Here is an 18,085-nt window from a genome sequence, read left to right as displayed (position 1 = left end):
TCCGTTAACTTAACCAGATGCCGAGCGGCAACGTGACATCGAGCAGGGTGTCAAAGGCGTACCACAGGGCCGCGCCCATCACCACCCCGGCCGCGGCGGTGGCAGGCAGCGTGGCGCCAAACAGCAGGCCAATGACGGCGGTCAGCAAGGCGGTGGCCAGCGGGAAACCAAGCCATTCAAATCCCCATGCATAGACCACCAGAACCACCACCATGGTTAACAAGCGTTGTAAAACTCGCTTCCCGGGCCACGTCACCGCGTCGGGGCGGCGTAATAACAGCAGGACCGAGCACAGCAGCATCAGGCCGATAATCCCCAGCGGGAACGGGCGAGGACCAACGGGTTCATAGGCGTACTCGCTGTGAATCTGCCAGGCAACGAACATCCCCCCCGTGCAGAGCAGCAGCCAGATACTGGCAAAAATACGATCGCTCATGGCAACCTCCGCAGATTATTTCGCCAGACCAAAGGCTTTGGCCTGTTCGCGATAGTCGTTGACCTGTTTCTTCACGTAGGCATCGAGCGCTTCGCCGCTCAGGTTGAACTCAAACAGGCCGCGCAGCTCGCGCTGTTTTTTGAACTCCTCGGTCTGTTGAAGCTTGTTGAACTCCTCGACCCACCACTGGTAGTCAGCATCGCTGACCTTCGGACCGACGTAAAAGCCGCGAATAATCGGCCAGACCAGATCGTAACCCTGCTCTTTAGCGGTCGGGACATTGGCCAGCGCACCGGGCAGCCGTTCACTGGAGAAGACCGCCAGCACGCGAATTTTGTTGCCTTGCAGATAGGGCACCATTTCGCTCAGATCGCCAGAGACCGCCTGAACATGGTTTCCCAATAGCGCGGTCACCGGTTCGCCGCCGCCCTCAAAAGCGACGTAGCGCATTTTATGCGGGTCAACATGGGCTTTTTGCGCCATCAGCGCGGCCTTCATCCAGTCCTGGCTGCCGATGGAGGCGCCGGCGCCGATGACGATGTTGGCGGGATCTTTTTCCATTGCGGCCATAAACGAAGGGAGGTCCTGCCACGGAGAGTCGGCTCGCACGGCAATCATCCCGTAATCGGTACCTACGCTGGCGAGCCAGCGGACATCATCGACGCCGTAGCGGCCAAATTTACCTTGCGATAAATTGAGTAACGAACCGCCGGAGAAGGCGACAACGGTGCCCGGCTCGCCCGGACGCTGTGCGACGATGGCGTTGTAGGCGACCGCGCCGACACCGCCGGGCATGTAGGTGACCCGCATCGGTTTAGCGATCGCCCCTGTTTCCATCAGGCTGACCTGAATCAGTTTGCAGGTCAGATCGAAGCCGCCGCCGGGCTTAGCCGGCGCAATACATTCGGTACGGGAAGGGGCTTCGGCGGCATACGCTGAGACGCTGCAGAGGCATAGCGCGAGTGCGCTAAGATGGCGAAGGAATGGTGTGTTCATGGGCTTCCTCAGTCGGGTACAGGGTTGGTTTATTCTGGTTATGTGGAACAATGTCGGACTGTTTGGTTGCGCAATTGTTAAATCAACAACCTTTCATTTCCCTTTCAGTCGCGGGATAACTTTACAGGATGTGATAGATCTCTCTTATTTCCCTCAGCGACAGGGAGGCATCAGCGGCGGGGTTATTTCCGGCGATGGGAAATGTGAAGCACGATAAAAAGGGCCAGAACTGGCCCAGGGATTGAGCAGCATAAATCGCCGGTGGGATCAACTGAGCAGGCGCAGGAAAGTACCAGATTCAGCCGAATGTATTATGAATGAGGCTGAGCACTTATCTGCGATTTTTTATAAATACACGTTTTGTTCTGCGGATATCTTTCAGATATGAGTACAGGGAAAATACGGATACGGCCAGCAGTACGACGGCGAGAATTAAAAATAAAATATTAACCATGCTATTAGTCCATTGATAGTGTGGTGTTTTTTTTCATTTTCAGTATCGGGATATTTATCCGGTGAAAGTATGATCTTCATCAAATGTTATTCCCATTCATACAGTAATGAACGTAATTAGTACATTCTTATGATCTCTATAATATTGGGCGTTCTTATAATATTATTTTGCGCTGAATGAATAATAAAGTCAGCGTATTTAATGATGATTTAAAGTTAATTTCGTCAGAATATGCATGAGAATAAACAGATGGCGAATTGGGTTTCCCGCAAGAGCGTTGACGGCTATCTGCGGGCTGAATAGCGGCAGACGGTGGGGAGAGCGATCGCCCTCTTTGTTCAGAGTGTTAAACCGCTTACAAATCAGCTGCGTTGATGTTGCATATTTGTTTCATTTTGTCATTCTCATCTTTTTGTTGCTCGTCGCGCTGTGATGGATGCTTGCGCCAATGGGTGACCACGGAACCAAAGTCAGTCCTGCCGATTGCCGTGCCGATAAACATGGAGATATCACCACAATGCGCCTTTTATTAGCTGAAGATAATCGTGAACTGGCCCACTGGCTGGAAAAAGCGCTGGTACAGGGCGGGTTTGCCGTCGACTGCGTCTTCGATGGTCGGGCGGCTGACCATCTGCTGCAAAGTGAAAAATACGCGCTGGCGGTGCTGGATATCGGGATGCCCGGTTTCGACGGACTGGAAGTGGTTCAGCGGCTGCGCAAACGCGGGCAGACGCTACCGGTACTGCTGCTGACGGCACGCAGCGCGGTGGCGGATCGGGTTAAAGGGTTGAACGTCGGCGCCGATGATTATCTGCCGAAGCCCTTTGAGCTTGAGGAACTGGACGCGCGGCTGCGGGCATTGCTACGGCGCAGCGAAGGTCAGGTGCATGAAGTACAGCAGCTGGGCGAGCTGGAGTATCGCGATGAGGGCTATTTTTTGTTGCGAGGACAGCGGTTGTCGCTAACCCCGCGCGAGCAGGCGCTATTGACGGTGCTGATGTTTCGTCGTTCCCGACCCGTCTCACGTCAGCAGCTGTTTGAGCAGGTCTTCAGTCTGAATGACGAAGTGAGTCCGGAGAGTATCGAACTCTATGTCCATCGGCTGCGGAAAAAGCTACAGGACAGCGACGTGCGGATTACCACGCTGCGTGGGCTCGGCTATGTGCTGGAGGGCGGTCATGAAGTGGGGTAAGCCGCAGTCGCTGTTTGCCCAACTGATGCTGTTTCTCGGGCTGCCGCTGGTGCTGCTGTGGGGACTGTCGGCATTCAACAGCTATGTGAGCGCGCTCCAGGCGGCGACACAGGCCTATGACCGGACGCTGCTCTCCTCGGCCCGCACCGTGGCGGAACGGCTGGTGGTGCGCGAGGGGCGGCTGGAGGTCAACGTGCCCTGGGTCGTGCTGGATAGTTTTGAGCTCAACATGAACGACCGCCTGTATTACAAGGTGGTGGACCCGGACGGGAAGGTGATTTCAGGTTTTGATGATTTGCCCGCCATGCCGCCGGCAACCTCGCGCACGACGCTCTATCCGGCGCTGGCATGGTTTTACCACACCGAATATCGTGGCCAGGCCATTCGCGTGGCGCGCCTGCTGCAGCCGATCAACGAAGGGGGCATTCTCGGGATGGCGGAAATCTATATCGCTGAGACCCTGCAGTCGCGGCGCTGGCTTGCCGGGCAGCTGCTGTTCTCTTCCTGGGTATCACAGGGGCTGCTGGTGCTGCTGACGCTGGTGCTGACCGGCTGGCTGCTGCGGCGCGTGCTGCGCCCGATGCGCCAGCTCTCGGCGCTGATGGTCCGGCGCGAACCCGGCCTGCTGACGCCGCTGCCGGAACTGCTGCCGTGGTCAGAAACCCGGCTGCTGATTGTGGCATTTAACCGCTATATTGACCGGCTGCGAGTGATGATTTCACGGCAGGAGCGCTTTAGCGCCGACGCCTCCCATCAGCTCAAGACGCCGCTGGCGGTTTTAAAGACCCAGGCCTCCGTCGCGCTGGCCAGCGATGACCCGCAGCTGTGGCGTGAAAGTCTGCAGGCCATGCGTACCACGCTCGATGGGACGATTATGTTGACCGAACGTCTGCTGCAGCTGGCGAGCGTTAAAGGTAAAGAGCAGGGGGATCGGGCCTTCCTGGCCGTCGATCTTCAGGACATTGTGCAAAACAGCTGCTTTTCGCGGATTACCCAGGCGCGCAGTAAAAATATCGACCTCGGTTATGAGGGCGAACGGTCCGCGGTCATGATCGCCGGCGACGGCGTCCTGCTGGCTGAGCTGTGCGCCAATCTGTTGGATAACGCAATTCGCTACACGCCGGCAAACGGAACGGTGACGCTGAGCCTGCGTCGCGATGGAGAAGGCGTCGTCATGGAGGTCGAAGACAGTGGCCCGGGTATTGAGGATGACCAGATTCAGCAGGCGCTGCTGCCATTTCAGCGCCTGGAAAATGTCGGGGATAACCCCGGGGCGGGTCTCGGGCTGGCGCTGGTGACGGATATTGCCCGACTGCATCGCAGTCACCCGCAGCTGCTGCGCAGCGAAACGCTGGGCGGCCTGAAAGTCAGACTGCGTTTTCTGGCCGCGGCGCCGGGTCGCTCAGAGCAGGCCTTTCAGGGTTAATGTTTTGCGGGTCGCGACGTTCAGATCGTAGCGGTGCAAATCTTGCGGTTTCACCCAGGCATACGCCTGAAACTCGTCGTTGAGGGTGATTTCGCGATTGGCGCTGAGGCAGTCAAAAATCAGGTAAATCATATATATCTCTTCCTGACGGCCGTCGGCATAGGTTTTGACCCGAATATCATCGCTGAAGGTCCACGGCGTAATCTGCGTCAGCTGCAACGCCTCGCCAAGCTCCTCACTAACTTCCCGACGTAGCGCCTCTTCAATACGTTCGCCCGGTTCAACGCCGCCGCCGGAAAGTGCCCACTGCCCGGGAAAAACGCCGCGATCGTCAGCCATTTTGCAGAGCAGATAGTGGCCCTCATTCTGAATCAGCGGGCAGACGATGGTCCTTTGGCGCATGGTGATCTCCTTGACTAAACGGTAGGAAAAAGGTGTTGGAGCACCAGTTTGCGAGCCGTCTCGCTAAACCGCAAGCTGCATTGTCCGTATTTAGCCGCCGCTATCCGTAGCAACTGGTTACAATCACGAGAGTAAAGGTCATTTTAGTGCATTGATTCCTCAGCGTTCGGCAGTACAATTCTGCGGTTTTTGGGACTTTTTTGATTCTTGTTTTCTGGATAGAGTAAAAATGAAAAAGAGCATTTTATTAGGTCTTGCCGGCATGATGTTCGTCTCTACGGCGGCAAATGCCATCAGCGTAACCGGGCAGGCTGGTGAGCACTACACCAACCTTGGCGTCGGTTTCGGGACTGAGTCATCTGGTCTGGCAGTGACCGGCAACTGGATGCACAGCGACAATGACGGCGACGCGGCGGGTTTAGGTCTTGGTCTGAATATTCCGCTGGGGCCATTCCTCGCGACGGTTGGCGGCAAGGGCGTTTACACCAACCCGAAGAGCGGCGATGAAGGGTATGCGGCGGCCGTCGGCGGCGGCCTGCAGTGGAAAATTGGCGACAGCTTCCGTCTGTTCGGCGAATACTATTATTCCCCGGATTCACTCTCCAGCGGTATTCAGAGCTATCAGGAAGCCAACGCCGGTGCGAGCTGGACGATTATGCGTCCTCTGAGCATCGAAGCCGGTTATCGTTATCTGAACCTCGAAGGGAAAGACGGCAACAAAGACAGCACGATTGCAGACGGCCCGTACCTCGGCGTCAGCGCCAGCTTCTAATCCCGCAACGGCGCGAACCTTTCCCGCGCCGTATTCCTGTCTACTCCGCCTGCGCCTTGCGCTATAGTATTGCCACCTGGCAGGCAAGGAGTGAAGTGAATAATGATAAATGTGGAAATGCTGTCCACCGGCGATGAAGTGTTGCACGGGCAAATCGTCGATACCAATGCCGCGTGGCTGGCCGATTTCTTTTTCAATCAGGGATTACCGTTAACGCGCCGCAACACCGTGGGCGATGACCTTGATTCCCTGGTCACGGTGTTACGTGAACGCAGTGAACAGGCGGATGTGCTGATCGTCAACGGCGGCCTGGGGCCAACCAGTGACGATCTGAGCGCGCTGGCCGCAGCGACCGCCAAGGGCGAAGGACTGATTCTGCACGAAGCGTGGCTGGAAACGATGACCCGTTTCTTTGCCGAGCGCGGTCGCCCGATGGCCGCAAGCAACCGCAAGCAGGCGGAGATCCCCGCCAGCGCGGAGATGATCAATAATCCGGTGGGGACGGCCTGCGGTTTTGCCGTTCAGCTTAACCGCTGTCTGATGTTTTTCACCCCCGGCGTCCCGTCGGAATTCAAAGTCATGGTCGAGCAGGAAATTTTACCCCGCCTGCGTGAGCGTTTCCCGCTCTCTGCACCGCCGCTGTGTCTGCGTCTGACGACTTTTGGCCGTTCGGAAAGCGATCTGGCGCAAAGCCTCGATCCGCTGGAGCTGCCGCCGGGCGTCGTCATGGGCTACCGCTCTTCAATGCCGATTATTGAGCTGAAGCTCACCGGGCCGGCGGAGCAGCGCGAAGCGATGCTGGCGATATGGCCGGAAGTGAAAAAAGTGGCGGGAGAGAGCATGATTTTCGAGGGCACCGAAGGGCTGCCCGCGCAGATCGCGCGTTGTTTACAGGAGCGCCAGCTGAGTCTGACGCTGAGTGAACAGTTTACCGGCGGCTTGCTGGCGCTTCAGCTTTCGCGGGCAAATGCGCCGCTGCTGGCAAGCGAAGTCGTCCCTTGCCAGGAGGAGTCGCTGGCGCAGTCTGCTCGCTGGGCCGCAGAACGGCGGGTCAATCATTTCGCCGGTCTGGCACTGGCGGTGAGCGGTCAGGAAGCCGATCACCTGAATTTCGTCCTCTCGACGCCGGAAGGCACCCATGCGCTACGGGTCAAATTCAGCGCCACGCGCTACAGCCTGGCGGTTCGTCAGGAAGTCTGTGCCATGATGGCGCTGAATATGCTGCGCCGTTGGTTGAACGGTCAGCCGGTCGCCGGCGAACACGGTTGGATTAACGTCGTCGAATCTCTCTCGGTTTAAACAAACCTCTGCGTCGGGAACTCCTCCCGACGCGCGATCGGTCCAGCCGGTTGTACTTGCTTTTAAATATTCCGTGCGCCATCTCGCCTTTTCCTCCCGCCGAACGTCCACTCTGCTGGAATAGCGTCGCCATTTGAGGTCGCTGACAATTTACCCCCCGGACAACCGCAACACTGATTCCAGTACTCAGGATTGGAGTCCAGGATGCTGGAATCAAGTAAAGTCCCGGCGGCTGCACCTTACCGGGCCTACGAGATCCGCATATGGCGCCAGGCAGGTCGTCAGTCAGGGCGATGCTAATACCCAATTCGCAAGCACCCGTAGGCCGGGTCAGGCGTTAGCCGCCACCCGGTAAAAACACGGCGACAGTATTCACAGCGGATTTGTCATCGCCCATTGATTTCACTCGGTTCTGGCGCCGATGTCAGGTCAGCGCCTGCGCCAGCAAAGTGATGGGATGTTCACAGCGTTTGCTGGTGGACATCTCGATTTGCCATTTGCAGGTTTCGCAATCGGTGATCACCAGGTCGGCACCGCTCTCCTCAATTTGCCGGAACAGCGGTGCGCCGATGGCCTGAGAAGAGGGGTAGTTTTCCGATTTAAACCCGTAGGTGCCGGCGATACCGCAGCACTGCGAATCCAGCACTTCCAGCTGTAAACCCGGGATCAGCCGCAGCAGTTCGAGGGTATACAGCGACCAGCCCATCTTCTCCATATGACACGGCGTGTGATAAACCACCTTCAGCGGCAGCGGCCGAAGCGGCAGGGTACGCCCGGCATCAAGCTGGCGCCAGATCCAGCGGGTGGCCAGTTCAACCCGGTCGCGAAGATCCTGATTATCGACATCCAGCAGATGCGGGTATTCGTCGCGCAGGGTAAAAGCGCAGGTTGATGAGGTGGCAATGACCGGCAGCGCAGTCTCTCGCATGGCGGCGACGTTGCTCTGCGCCTGGCGGCGGGCTTTGGCAAAAAAGCCGTTGGCGATAAGCGGCACGCCGCAGCATTTTTCTTTGCTTAACAGCTGTACGCCGGTGCCCATCGCGTTCAGCACGCGGATGAGATCGTGGCCAAGCTGCGGATGGTTGTAGTTGACGTAACAGCCGTGAAAAAACGCCACTTGCTCACTGAACTGCGCCTGGCGGTCCGCCTGCTGACGGTAAGCCCGGCGAAAGGTGCCGAAACCGTATTTCGGCAGCGTTCGCCGGTGGTCAATCTTTAACGTCGCATCGAGCAGCCGGCGCACCGGTTTGAGGCCCGTTGCGGCGTTGACCAGCGGGGCAAACGGCGTGGAGAGAGTGCCCATCAGGTCGGTATGGCTGAGGATAGCATCGCGCAGCGTCGGTTTTTGCTGGCTGTACTGCGCCCGTGCCCGCTGGATAATATCGCCAATTTTTACATCAGAGGGACAGGCGACTTCACAGCGCTTGCAGTTAATACAATATTTTAAGGCTTCGTCGTACAGTGCCCCGTCCTTCAGCCGCAGGCGCTCACCGTCCGGACCCGCCTGTTTCGGGCCCGGATAGCGGGGATTAACCCGGCTGACCGGACAGCTGGTCGTACAAACGGTACATTTAATGCAGCTCTCAAAGCGGGTATCGTTCATCGCGTGCCTCCGGCAAGGTCATGAATCTGTTTCGCGACGTGGAGCGCGGTGACCGCGCAAACGCCGCCGCCGCATCCCAGCTGGATGGCGTCAAAACCGCCCAGTAGCGAACCGATGGCGAACAGGTTGCCCAGCGGCTGGCCGTCGAGCAGCGGGCGCAGCATCGTATCCGTTTTCAGGCCGAAGCGTTGCCAGGGTTGCGAAGCAAAGAAATCGCGCTGATACCAGCTCTCGCGCGGGGTAGTCTGCTGAAGGTCGAGGCCGAGAATCGGCTCCCGAACGCGCTCTTTATCGGCGATCAAGCCATTGCTGAAGAAACTGCCGCTGGCCAGAACTGCAAAACGGGGACGCAGCGGAACATCGCCGTGCTGCCGGGTCCAGACTTCGCTGACGTTCCCCTCCTGATGGCCGATCCGCGTGACTTCATCGCCAGCCAGCCAGGTGCCTCCGGTCCGAATAAAACGACGCTGAAGCTGGTTATGCAGGCGCATGCCGGGAACCGAAGGCGGCAGCGTCGGCAGCAGGCGCAGCGGGCAGGGCAGCTGTTCCTGTAGCCAGCTATACAGCCCGGCGTCGTTCAGACCGAAACAGGCGGGCATGATCAGCAGGTCGTGCGCCTGCGCCAGCGGACGTAACGCGGCGAGGAGCGCGGGCCAATGACACGGTTCATCGAGCATTCTGGCGATATTCACCGCGCGAAATTCGCTCGGGTTATCCCGCAGAACATCCAGTACCGGTAAGTCTATCTCGGTCGCCGTCGCTTTTACCCCCTGCCGGGTGAGCGAGGCGGCGGCCAGATGCGGCTGGAAGTCGGCGAACCCGCCGATACCCACGACGCCAACGCTTCGTGCGGAGAGTGGCGCCACGGGAACTTCCTGCGGCGAAAGCCACGTCGGGCGCAGGGTGCCCAGCGGCGTCACGCGCTCATGCGGTTGGCTGGCCTCGCCGCGCATCGCGATCCCGCTGGCGGCCAGCAGCGCCTCGGTTTGCGCGGCGTATGCCATCACCCGATCGGCGCCCAGCATGGCATAGGGATGTTCGGGAAGCTGTTCTGCCAGGCGGGCGATCCCGTGAGCCACATCGCTGACGCGTTCCCCATCGGGAAGGGCGCAGAGCAGATCCAGCGAAGCGGAGGAAAAGTGCAGCGCGCTTTGACCCCGACTGACGATGACGCAGCGCAGGCCGAACTGATTAAGCGTGAGCCCGCAGAGCAGGCCCGCGAGGCCACCGCCGATAATCACGCTATCAAATTTCATCCTGAGACTCCTTTGGCAGCCCGCACAGTCCGAGATAGACCCAGCGGGTGAATTCACTTTCCCTGAGCGCATCGCCCCAGGCAATGGGCTGCACACCTTTCCAGCGCTCGTTTAAAAAATCCGAAAGCTGGGTCAGCGACTGGGCGGGAGTGGTGATGTTAAACCGTTGCAGAAGCCCGGCCGCCCGGCAGGCGCACAGCTCTCCCTGGCAGGTGCCCATGCCGATGCGCGTACGGCGACGTAGATCGAGCAGGCTGTTAACCGCTAAGTTTTCCACCGCGTACTGTACTTCTCCGGCGGTCACCATCTCGCATTCACAGATTAAGCTGCGATGCTGGCGGGTATCGCCCAGCCAGGCAGGCGTGCGGTCGCCGTGGCGGTAGAGGGCGGAACCGCGTAGCGGCGCGGGTAGCGAGATGATTTTTTTTACCGTGACTTCGGGGGGCTCCGTTGAGCCCGGAAGCGGAGTGTCGGCGGTAGAGCAGGGGACGCTGTTGCCCAGCTTACGACACACGGTATCCGTGGCCCACTCCGCCATCAGACGGTAGGTCATCAGCTTGCCGCCGGTAATAGTGATAAAGCCCTCCATGCCGTCGCGTCCGGCGTGGTCGAGCAGAACGATACCGCGGCTGACGCTGCGTCCGCTGGGGTCATCATCGCTGGCCACCAGTGGACGCACGCCGGAATAGGCGCGCAGCACGCGAGTACGCCCAAGTATCGGAGCCAGTTTTTCCCCTTCCCGCAGCAGGGTGTCGACTTCGGCCGTCGTGACCCGGTTGTCATCAATTTCGTCGTAAGGGATATGTTCCGACGTCGTGCCAATCAGCGAAATGGTATCTCCGGGCACCAGAATATCGGCATCGGCGGGTTTGCGGCAGCGGTTGATGACCTGCCGGTTGATACGGTGGTCGAGGATCAGCAGCGATCCTTTGGCCGGGAACATGGCGATGCGCAGATCGGCATATTCCGCGATCCGCTGTCCCCAGATCCCGGCGGCATTGACCACGACACCGGCGTACAGCGTGCGTCTCTCACGCTGTTGATGATCATAAAACTCGACCCCGCAAACGCGTTCTCCGCGGCGGATGAGCCCGGTAATTTCACAACCGGTCAGAATGGTCGCGCCATGTTCCCGGGCGTCGAGCATGTTGGCTGCCGTAAGGCGAAACGGGTCGATGGTGCCATCGGGGACCTGAACGGCGCCGAGCAGAGTCGGATTCACGGTCGGCTCAATACGCAGCGCTTCCGCTGGCGACAGCTGGCGGGTCTCGATACCGGCCTGCTGACAGGCGCTGATAAAGGTCTGCTGCCAGGCCAGGTCGTCCTCGGGAAGGGTGATAAACAGTCCGTTAGTGGGCTCAATACAGTGGCGGGCGATGCGGCGCAGGATGCGGTTTTCACTGATACATTCCCGGGCCGATTCGCCATCGGTTACGGCATAGCGCGCGCCGCTGTGCAACAGCCCATGATTGCGCCCGGTCGCCCCGGTGGCGATATCGTGGCGTTCCACTAACGTCACGCGCAGCCCACGAAGCGCACAGTCGCGCGCGATCCCTGCGCCGGTGGCGCCGCCGCCAATGATGATGACATCACATTCACCGCTATCGGCCATCTTCAAGTCCCTCTATGTTCGTTTTACGCCATTTAGCCATACAAATAGTGGGTATTGTTTGATTTCGAGCATATTCGCGCGTTATTCGAGCGGGTTATGTGATTTCATGCTCATAATGGAATGTTTTGTCATATTTTTGTAACAAAGCGTGCGATGTTTCACAGTATCCAGGGCCAGCTTTGCCTACCATCCCGGTTCATCAGAAGTGGGTGATTAGATTAGATTTTTCTTATCGCTGTCAGTAGAGAAGAGATGGCCACGGAGGCTGCTATGTTAACTATTTTTAAACCTGCGCCGCACAAAGCGCGTTTGCCAGCGGCGGAAATCGATCCGCTGTACCGCCGACTGCGCTGGCAAATTTTCATCGGTATTTTCTTTGGATACGCTGCTTACTATCTGGTGCGTAAGAACTTTGCTCTGGCTATGCCCTATCTGGTGGAGCAAGGTTTTTCCCGCGGCGATCTCGGTTTCGCTCTCTCCGGTATTTCGATCGCCTATGGATTTTCGAAATTCATCATGGGGTCGGTATCGGATCGCTCGAATCCGCGCATTTTTCTGCCCGCGGGGCTGATCCTGGCCGCGCTGGTGATGCTGGTGATGGGGTTTGTACCCTGGGCGACCTCCAGCATTATGGTGATGTTCGTGCTGCTGTTCCTCTGCGGCTGGTTCCAGGGGATGGGCTGGCCGCCGTGCGGGCGGACGATGGTGCACTGGTGGTCGCAGAAAGAACGCGGCGGCATTGTCTCGGTGTGGAACTGCGCGCATAACGTGGGGGGCGGGATCCCACCGCTGTTGTTCCTGCTGGGGATGGCCTGGTTTAACGACTGGCACGCGGCGCTGTATATGCCGGCATTCGGCGCGATTCTGCTGGCGGTGTTTGCCTTCGCGATGATGCGCGATACGCCGCAGTCCTGCGGCCTGCCGCCGATTGAAGAGTATAAAAATGACTATCCTGATGATTACAGCGAAAAGCATGAACAGGAGCTGACCGCCAGCCAGATCTTTAAGCAGTATATCCTGCCGAACAAGCTGCTGTGGTATATCGCCGTGGCGAACGTCTTTGTCTATCTGCTGCGCTACGGCATCCTCGACTGGTCGCCGACCTACCTGAAAGAAGTGAAGCACTTTGCGCTGGATAAATCCTCCTGGGCCTACTTTTTATATGAGTATGCGGGGATTCCAGGCACGCTGATTTGCGGCTGGATGTCCGACAAGGTGTTTAAGGGCAATCGCGGAGCCACCGGCGTCTTCTTTATGACGCTGGTGACGATTGCGACCGTTGTCTACTGGCTCAACCCGCCGGGTAACCCGGGTATCGATATGACCTGTATGATTGTGATTGGCTTCCTGATCTATGGCCCGGTGATGCTGATTGGCCTGCATGCCCTTGAGCTGGCGCCGAAAAAAGCGGCTGGCACTGCCGCAGGTTTTACCGGTTTATTTGGCTACCTGGGCGGTTCCGTTGCCGCCAGCGCGATCGTTGGCTATACCGTTGACTTCTTCGGCTGGGACGGCGGTTTCATGGTGATGATTGGCGGCAGCGTACTGGCGGTTCTGCTGCTGGTGGTGGTGATGATTGGCGAAAAACGCCATCACCAACAACTGAAACAGGCTTAAGGAATGCGCATGAAAACGCTAGCCACAACGTTAATGACGGGGATTTTACTGGCCGGTTCGACTCTGAGCTTTTCCGCCGCTGCGGCGGATAAGCTTGTCATCGCCCACCGGGGCGCCAGCGGCTATCTGCCGGAGCATACGCTGCCGGCAAAAGCGATGGCCTACGCTCAGGGCGCCGATTATCTTGAGCAGGACCTGGTGATGACCAAAGACGATCGGCTGGTGGTGCTCCATGACCACTATCTCGATCGGGTGACCGACGTCGCGGAGCGTTTCCCGCAGCGCGCGCGGCAGGATGGCCGCTTCTACGCCATCGACTTTACCCTGGCGGAGATAAAATCGCTGCGGTTCAGCGAAGGGTTTGAGCCGAAGGACGGCAAGCATGTACAGACCTTCCCTGGCCGCTTCCCGATGGGGAAATCGGACTTCCGCATTCATACTTTTGAAGAGGAGATCGAGTTTGTTCAGGGGCTGAACCATTCAACGGGGAAAAATATCGGTATCTACCCGGAAATTAAGGCGCCGTGGTTCCACCATCAGGAAGGCAAGGATATCGCCGCCAGCGTCCTGCAGGTGCTGAAGACATACGGGTATACTCGCAAGCAGGATAAGATCTATCTGCAGTGCTTTGATGCTAACGAGCTCAAGCGTATTAAGCATGAGCTGGAGCCGAAGATGGGGATGGACCTGAAGCTGGTGCAGCTGATCGCTTACACCGACTGGAACGAAACCCGGCAACGCCGGGCGGACGGCAAATGGGTTAACTACAGCTATGACTGGATGTTTAAGCCCGGCGCGATGCAGCAGATTGCGCAATATGCCGACGGAATTGGCCCGGACTACCATATGCTGGTGGCGGCGAATTCCAGACCGGGTCAGGTTGTGCTAAACGAGATGGTGAAAGAGGCGCATGAGAGCAAAATGCAGGTGCATCCGTACACCGTCCGGGCAGACCAACTGCCGGAATATACCACGGACGTGAATCAGCTTTATGACCTGCTGTATAACCAGGCGGGCGTGGACGGGCTGTTTACGGATTTCCCGGATAAGGCGGTGAGCTTTTTGAAGGATAAACGCTGAAATTGCCGGGTGGCGGCTGCGCCTTACCCGGCCTGTGAACTGCGGTTTTACAGGTCGGGTTAGCGAAGCGCCGCCCGACACAATCACATCTCGATTTCTATATCACCCTTCGCCCGGCAGCAGCAGGGCAAAATCTCTCCCGGTTGGATAAACGCCAGCGGCTCGGTCAGCCAGTCAACCTGACCGGAAACCAGCCGCGTGCGACAGGATCCGCAATAGCCGGCGCGACACTGATACTCCACGTCGATATTATGTGATTCCAGGGCGGCCAACAGGGAAGGGTGTTCATCCTGACACTCAAGGCGAGTGTCAGAGATTTTCAGAAAAATGCGTTTCATCAGAGCTGGAAGTTGCTCAGATCGTCGGCATCGACTTCGGAATCGATCTGGCCAACCAGGTAGGAGCTGACTTCCACTTCCTGCGGCGCAACCTGCACGTTATCGGACACCAGCCAGGTGTTGATCCACGGGATCGGGTTGGAGCGGGTCTGGAAGGGCAGATCGAGACCCACCGCCTGCATGCGGATATTGGTGATGTATTCCACGTACTGGCAGAGAATATCTTTGTTCAGACCGATCATTGAACCGTCACGGAACAGATAATCCGCCCACTCTTTCTCCTGCTGTGCCGCCAGCACGAACAGATCGTAGCACTCCTGCTTACACTCTTCGGCAATTTCCGCCATTTCCGGGTCGTCGACTCCGGAGCGCAGCAGATTCAGCATGTGCTGGGTGCCGGTCAGGTGCAGCGCTTCGTCACGGGCGATCAGCCGGATGATTTTGGCGTTGCCTTCCATCAGCTTACGCTCGGCGAATGCAAAGGAGCAGGCGAAGCTGACGTAGAAGCGAATCGCTTCCAGCGCGTTGACGCTCATCAGGCACAGGTAGAGTTTCTTTTTCAGCTCGCGCAGGTTAACGGTGATGGTTTTCCCGTTGACGGTGTGCGTGCCTTCACCCAGCAGATGCCAGTAGCTGGTCAGCTCGATCAGCGTATCGTAGTAGTGGGAGATACCTTCCGCGCGTTTCTGGATTTGCTCGTTGGTGACGATATCGTCGAAGACCATCGCCGGGTCGTTGACGATATTACGGATGATATGGGTGTAGGAGCGCGAGTGAATCGTCTCTGAGAATGCCCAGGTTTCTACCCAGGTTTCCAGTTCCGGAATCGAAATCAGCGGCAGCAGGGCGACGTTCGGGCTACGGCCCTGGATAGAGTCCAGCAGCGTCTGATACTTCAGATTGCTGATGAAGATATGTTTTTCGTGTTCCGGCAGCGCCTGATAGTCGATACGGTCGCGGGAGACGTCAACTTCTTCCGGACGCCAGAAGAAGGAGAGCTGTTTTTCGATCAGCTTTTCGAAGATGTCATATTTTTGCTGATCGTAACGGGCGACGTTAACCGGTTGGCCAAAAAACATCGGCTCAAGCAGCTGATCGTTTTTCGTCTGTGAAAAAGTGGTGTATGCCATGAGTGGGGATCCTGTCCTGGAATTATACGCCGGGTGGCGCTTCGCTAACCCGGCCTACAATAGACCGTAGGCCCGGCAAGCAACGCGCCGCCGGGCAATATTATCAAATCTTACATGCGCCGCTTTCGCAGCCGTCGTCCTGGATGGACGGCGCCAGATCGTCCTGGGCATCTTCCGCGCCATCACGGGTGTTGTGATAGTACAGAGTTTTTACGCCGAATTTATAGGCATTGAGCAAGTCTTTCAGCAACTGCTGCATCGGCACTTTACCCGACTGGAAACGCGTCGGGTCATAGTTGGTGTTGGCCGAAATCGACTGGTCGATAAACTTCTGCATGATACCCACCAGCTGCAGGTAGCCGTCATTGTTCGGCATTTCCCACAGCAGCTCGTAGTTGCCCTGCAGTTTTTCGTAGTCCGGTACCACCTGACGCAGAATGCCGTCTTTCGAGGCTTTAATGCTGACATGTCCGCGCGGCGGCTCAATACCGTTGGTAGCGTTGGAAATCTGCGAAGAGGTCTCTGACGGCATCAGCGCGGAGAGCGTGGAGTTACGCAGGCCGTGCTCTTTAATGGACTCGCGCAGCGCTTCCCAGTTGTAGTGCAGCGGCTCGTTGACGATGGCATCGAGATCTTTTTTATAGGTATCGATCGGCAGCACGCCCTGAGCATAGGTGGTCTCGTTGAACCACGGGCACGCGCCCTGTTCAATGGCCAGCTCGTTTGACGCTTTCAGCAGGTAGTACTGAATCGCTTCAAAGGTTTTATGCGTCAGGTTGTTGGCGCTGCCGTCAGAGTAGCGTTTACCGTGCTTCGCCAGGTAGTAGGCGAAGTTGATTACGCCAATGCCCAGCGTACGACGGCCCATCGCGCCGCGTTTAGCCGCCAGAATCGGGTAGTCCTGGTAATCCAGCAGGGCATCCAGCGCACGCACCGCCAGTACCGCCAGCTCTTCCAGCTCGTCGAGGCTTTCAATGGCGCCAAGGTTAAAGGCAGACAGCGTACACAGCGCGATTTCACCGTTTTCGTCGTTGACGTCATCCAGCGGTTTGGTCGGCAGCGCGATTTCCAGGCACAGGTTGGACTGGCGAACCGGCGCCACCACCGGGTCAAACGGGCTGTGGGTGTTGCAGTGGTCAACGTTCTGAATGTAGATACGGCCGGTGGAGGCGCGTTCCTGCATCATCAGGGAGAACAGCTCAACCGCTTTGATGCGCTGCTTACGAATGCTGTCGTCTTTTTCGTACAGGGTGTACAGACGTTCGAATTCGTCCTGATCGGCGAAGAAGGCGTCATACAGACCCGGGACGTCGGACGGGCTGAACAGGGTAATGTCTTCACCTTTCAACAGGCGGGTGTACATCAGTTTGTTGATCTGTACGCCGTAGTCCATGTGACGAACGCGGTTGGCGTCGGTACCACGGTTGTTTTTCAGCACCAGCAGACTTTCGACTTCCAGATGCCACATCGGGTAGAACAGCGTCGCCGCACCGCCGCGTACGCCGCCCTGCGAGCAGGACTTCACCGCGGTCTGGAAGTGCTTATAGAACGGAATACAGCCGGTGTGGAACGCTTCGCCGCCGCGGATCGGGCTGCCGAGCGCACGGATGCGGCCGGCGTTAATGCCGATACCGGCGCGCTGAGAAACATATTTCACGATGGCGCTGGAGGTGGCGTTGATGGAGTCGAGGCTATCGCCGCACTCGATCAGCACGCAGGAGCTGAACTGACGCGTTGGGGTACGCACGCCGGACATAATCGGCGTCGGCAGCGAGATTTTAAAGGTGGAGACGGCATCATAGAAACGCTTGATGTAGTCCAGACGCGTCTCGCGCGGGTAGTTGGAGAACAGGCAGGCGGCAACCAGAATATAGAGGAACTGGGCGCTCTCGTAAATTTCGCCGGTGACGCGGTTCTGGACCAGATATTTGCCTTCCAGCTGCTTAACGGCAGCGTAGGAGAAACTCATATCGCGATCGTGAACAATGAACGAATCCATCTGCTTGAACTCTTCTTCCGTGTAGTCTTCCAGCAGATGAGTATCGTATTTACCTTTTTTCACCATCCTGGTGACGTGGTCGTACAGCGCAGGCGGTTCAAACTGGCCGTAGGCTTTTTTACGCAGATGGAAGATGGCCAGGCGCGCGGCGAGATACTGGTAATCCGGCGCTTCGCGGGAGATCAGGTCCGCGGCTGCCTTAATGATGGTTTCGTGGATATCGGCGGTTTTGATGCCGTCGTAAAACTGAATGTGAGAGCGCAGTTCTACCTGAGAAATCGAAACGTTATTCAGTCCTTCTGCCGCCCAATCCAGTACACGGTGGATTTTATCGAGATTAATGCGCTCGGTGCTACCGTCACGCTTTGTCACCAGCAGACTCTGATTCATGTGGATTATACCTGTCCGTGAGAGAAAATATCCCCCGCTTATCCACAGAACGCCGTTGTGACTAACTCTGTGGATAAATACTA

Annotated in this window: 17 protein-coding genes; 6 read left to right on the top strand and 11 right to left on the bottom strand. The window is 57.5% G+C overall.

Annotated elements, in window-relative coordinates; translation table 11 throughout:
• Nucleotides 1-4: 4 nt before the first annotated feature.
• The 4 genes from MC50_RS00665 to MC50_RS28635 all read right to left on the bottom strand — a co-directional run bounded on the left by MC50_RS00665 (nucleotide 5) and on the right by MC50_RS28635 (nucleotide 2,388).
• Complete coding sequence (locus tag MC50_RS00665) at nucleotides 5-436, bottom strand: tripartite tricarboxylate transporter TctB family protein (protein ID WP_032695468.1); 432 nt, start codon at nucleotides 434-436, stop codon at nucleotides 5-7.
• A gap of 15 nt (nucleotides 437-451) precedes the next feature.
• Nucleotides 452-1,432, bottom strand: a complete 981-nt coding sequence (locus MC50_RS00660; RefSeq protein WP_004865070.1) for a Bug family tripartite tricarboxylate transporter substrate binding protein — start codon at nucleotides 1,430-1,432, stop codon at nucleotides 452-454.
• 331 nt (nucleotides 1,433-1,763) lie between these two features.
• Nucleotides 1,764-1,886, bottom strand: a complete 123-nt coding sequence (locus MC50_RS28425; RefSeq protein WP_139155981.1) for a small membrane protein — start codon at nucleotides 1,884-1,886, stop codon at nucleotides 1,764-1,766.
• 355 nt (nucleotides 1,887-2,241) lie between these two features.
• Entirely contained in the window at nucleotides 2,242-2,388 is a 147-nt protein-coding gene (locus MC50_RS28635) for a hypothetical protein (protein ID WP_190306316.1), read from the bottom strand.
• 15 nt (nucleotides 2,389-2,403) lie between these two features.
• Here MC50_RS28635 and tctD point away from each other — a divergent pair, with 15 nt between their 5' ends.
• Nucleotides 2,404-3,078 carry a transcriptional regulator TctD gene (gene tctD / locus MC50_RS00650; protein ID WP_004864917.1) on the top strand — a complete coding sequence of 225 codons (675 nt, stop codon included), beginning with the start codon at nucleotides 2,404-2,406 and terminating at the stop codon, nucleotides 3,076-3,078.
• Nucleotides 3,065-4,504 carry a sensor histidine kinase gene (locus MC50_RS00645; protein WP_004864915.1) on the top strand — a complete coding sequence of 480 codons (1,440 nt, stop codon included), beginning with the start codon at nucleotides 3,065-3,067 and terminating at the stop codon, nucleotides 4,502-4,504. The genes tctD and MC50_RS00645 overlap by 14 nt, the downstream gene beginning before the upstream one ends.
• Here MC50_RS00645 and nudI read toward each other — a convergent pair.
• Entirely contained in the window at nucleotides 4,481-4,906 is a 426-nt protein-coding gene (nudI, locus tag MC50_RS00640; RefSeq protein ID WP_004864913.1) for a nucleoside triphosphatase NudI, read from the bottom strand. The genes MC50_RS00645 and nudI overlap by 24 nt on opposite strands.
• 229 nt (nucleotides 4,907-5,135) lie before the next feature.
• Here nudI and MC50_RS00635 point away from each other — a divergent pair, with 229 nt between their 5' ends.
• Together MC50_RS00635 and MC50_RS00630 are read left to right on the top strand one after the other, a co-directional pair.
• A complete protein-coding gene (locus tag MC50_RS00635; protein WP_004864911.1) occupies nucleotides 5,136-5,678 on the top strand; it encodes a YfaZ family outer membrane protein in 543 nt (180 codons plus the stop codon).
• Nucleotides 5,679-5,780: 102 nt separating this feature from the next.
• A complete protein-coding gene (locus MC50_RS00630) occupies nucleotides 5,781-6,977 on the top strand; it encodes a nicotinamide mononucleotide deamidase-related protein YfaY (protein WP_004864909.1) in 1,197 nt (398 codons plus the stop codon).
• Between the two features lie 424 nt (nucleotides 6,978-7,401).
• On the opposite strand, the gene glpC is transcribed toward MC50_RS00630, so the two are convergent.
• The 3 genes from glpC to glpA are packed head-to-tail and all read right to left on the bottom strand — an operon-like array spanning nucleotide 7,402 to nucleotide 11,448.
• Nucleotides 7,402-8,580 carry an anaerobic glycerol-3-phosphate dehydrogenase subunit GlpC gene (glpC, locus tag MC50_RS00625; protein WP_004864907.1) on the bottom strand — a complete coding sequence of 393 codons (1,179 nt, stop codon included), beginning with the start codon at nucleotides 8,578-8,580 and terminating at the stop codon, nucleotides 7,402-7,404.
• Nucleotides 8,577-9,836, bottom strand: a complete 1,260-nt coding sequence (gene glpB / locus MC50_RS00620; RefSeq protein WP_047663332.1) for a glycerol-3-phosphate dehydrogenase subunit GlpB — start codon at nucleotides 9,834-9,836, stop codon at nucleotides 8,577-8,579. The genes glpC and glpB overlap by 4 nt, the downstream gene beginning before the upstream one ends.
• Complete coding sequence (gene glpA, locus MC50_RS00615) at nucleotides 9,826-11,448, bottom strand: anaerobic glycerol-3-phosphate dehydrogenase subunit A (protein ID WP_047663331.1); 1,623 nt, start codon at nucleotides 11,446-11,448, stop codon at nucleotides 9,826-9,828. Before glpA ends, glpB begins: the two co-directional genes overlap by 11 nt.
• A gap of 270 nt (nucleotides 11,449-11,718) precedes the next feature.
• On the opposite strand from glpA, the gene glpT reads away from it, so the two are divergent.
• The gene (gene glpT, locus MC50_RS00610; RefSeq protein ID WP_032686660.1) at nucleotides 11,719-13,065 is read left to right on the top strand and encodes a glycerol-3-phosphate transporter; all 1,347 of its coding nucleotides are present in this window, start codon (nucleotides 11,719-11,721) and stop codon (nucleotides 13,063-13,065) included.
• Between the two features lie 9 nt (nucleotides 13,066-13,074).
• Nucleotides 13,075-14,145 carry a glycerophosphodiester phosphodiesterase gene (gene glpQ / locus MC50_RS00605; protein ID WP_046852020.1) on the top strand — a complete coding sequence of 357 codons (1,071 nt, stop codon included), beginning with the start codon at nucleotides 13,075-13,077 and terminating at the stop codon, nucleotides 14,143-14,145.
• An 83-nt stretch (nucleotides 14,146-14,228) separates the two neighbouring features.
• On the opposite strand, the gene yfaE is transcribed toward glpQ, so the two are convergent.
• From yfaE to nrdA, 3 genes are all read right to left on the bottom strand, one after another.
• Entirely contained in the window at nucleotides 14,229-14,483 is a 255-nt protein-coding gene (gene yfaE, locus MC50_RS00600; RefSeq protein ID WP_004201692.1) for a class I ribonucleotide reductase maintenance protein YfaE, read from the bottom strand.
• Nucleotides 14,483-15,613 carry a class Ia ribonucleoside-diphosphate reductase subunit beta gene (gene nrdB / locus MC50_RS00595; protein ID WP_032686662.1) on the bottom strand — a complete coding sequence of 377 codons (1,131 nt, stop codon included), beginning with the start codon at nucleotides 15,611-15,613 and terminating at the stop codon, nucleotides 14,483-14,485. The genes yfaE and nrdB overlap by 1 nt, the downstream gene beginning before the upstream one ends.
• Nucleotides 15,614-15,716: 103 nt before the next feature.
• Nucleotides 15,717-18,002 (bottom strand): class 1a ribonucleoside-diphosphate reductase subunit alpha, encoded by a 2,286-nt coding sequence (gene nrdA / locus MC50_RS00590; protein WP_032699089.1) that lies wholly within the window; start codon nucleotides 18,000-18,002, stop codon nucleotides 15,717-15,719.
• Between the last annotated feature and the right edge of the window lie 83 nt (nucleotides 18,003-18,085).

Source organism: Klebsiella planticola (genome assembly GCF_000783935.2).
Lineage (GTDB): Bacteria > Pseudomonadota > Gammaproteobacteria > Enterobacterales > Enterobacteriaceae > Klebsiella > Klebsiella planticola.
The sequence above is the reverse complement of the archived record's forward strand: the minus strand, read 5'-3'. Positions and strand labels throughout refer to the sequence as shown.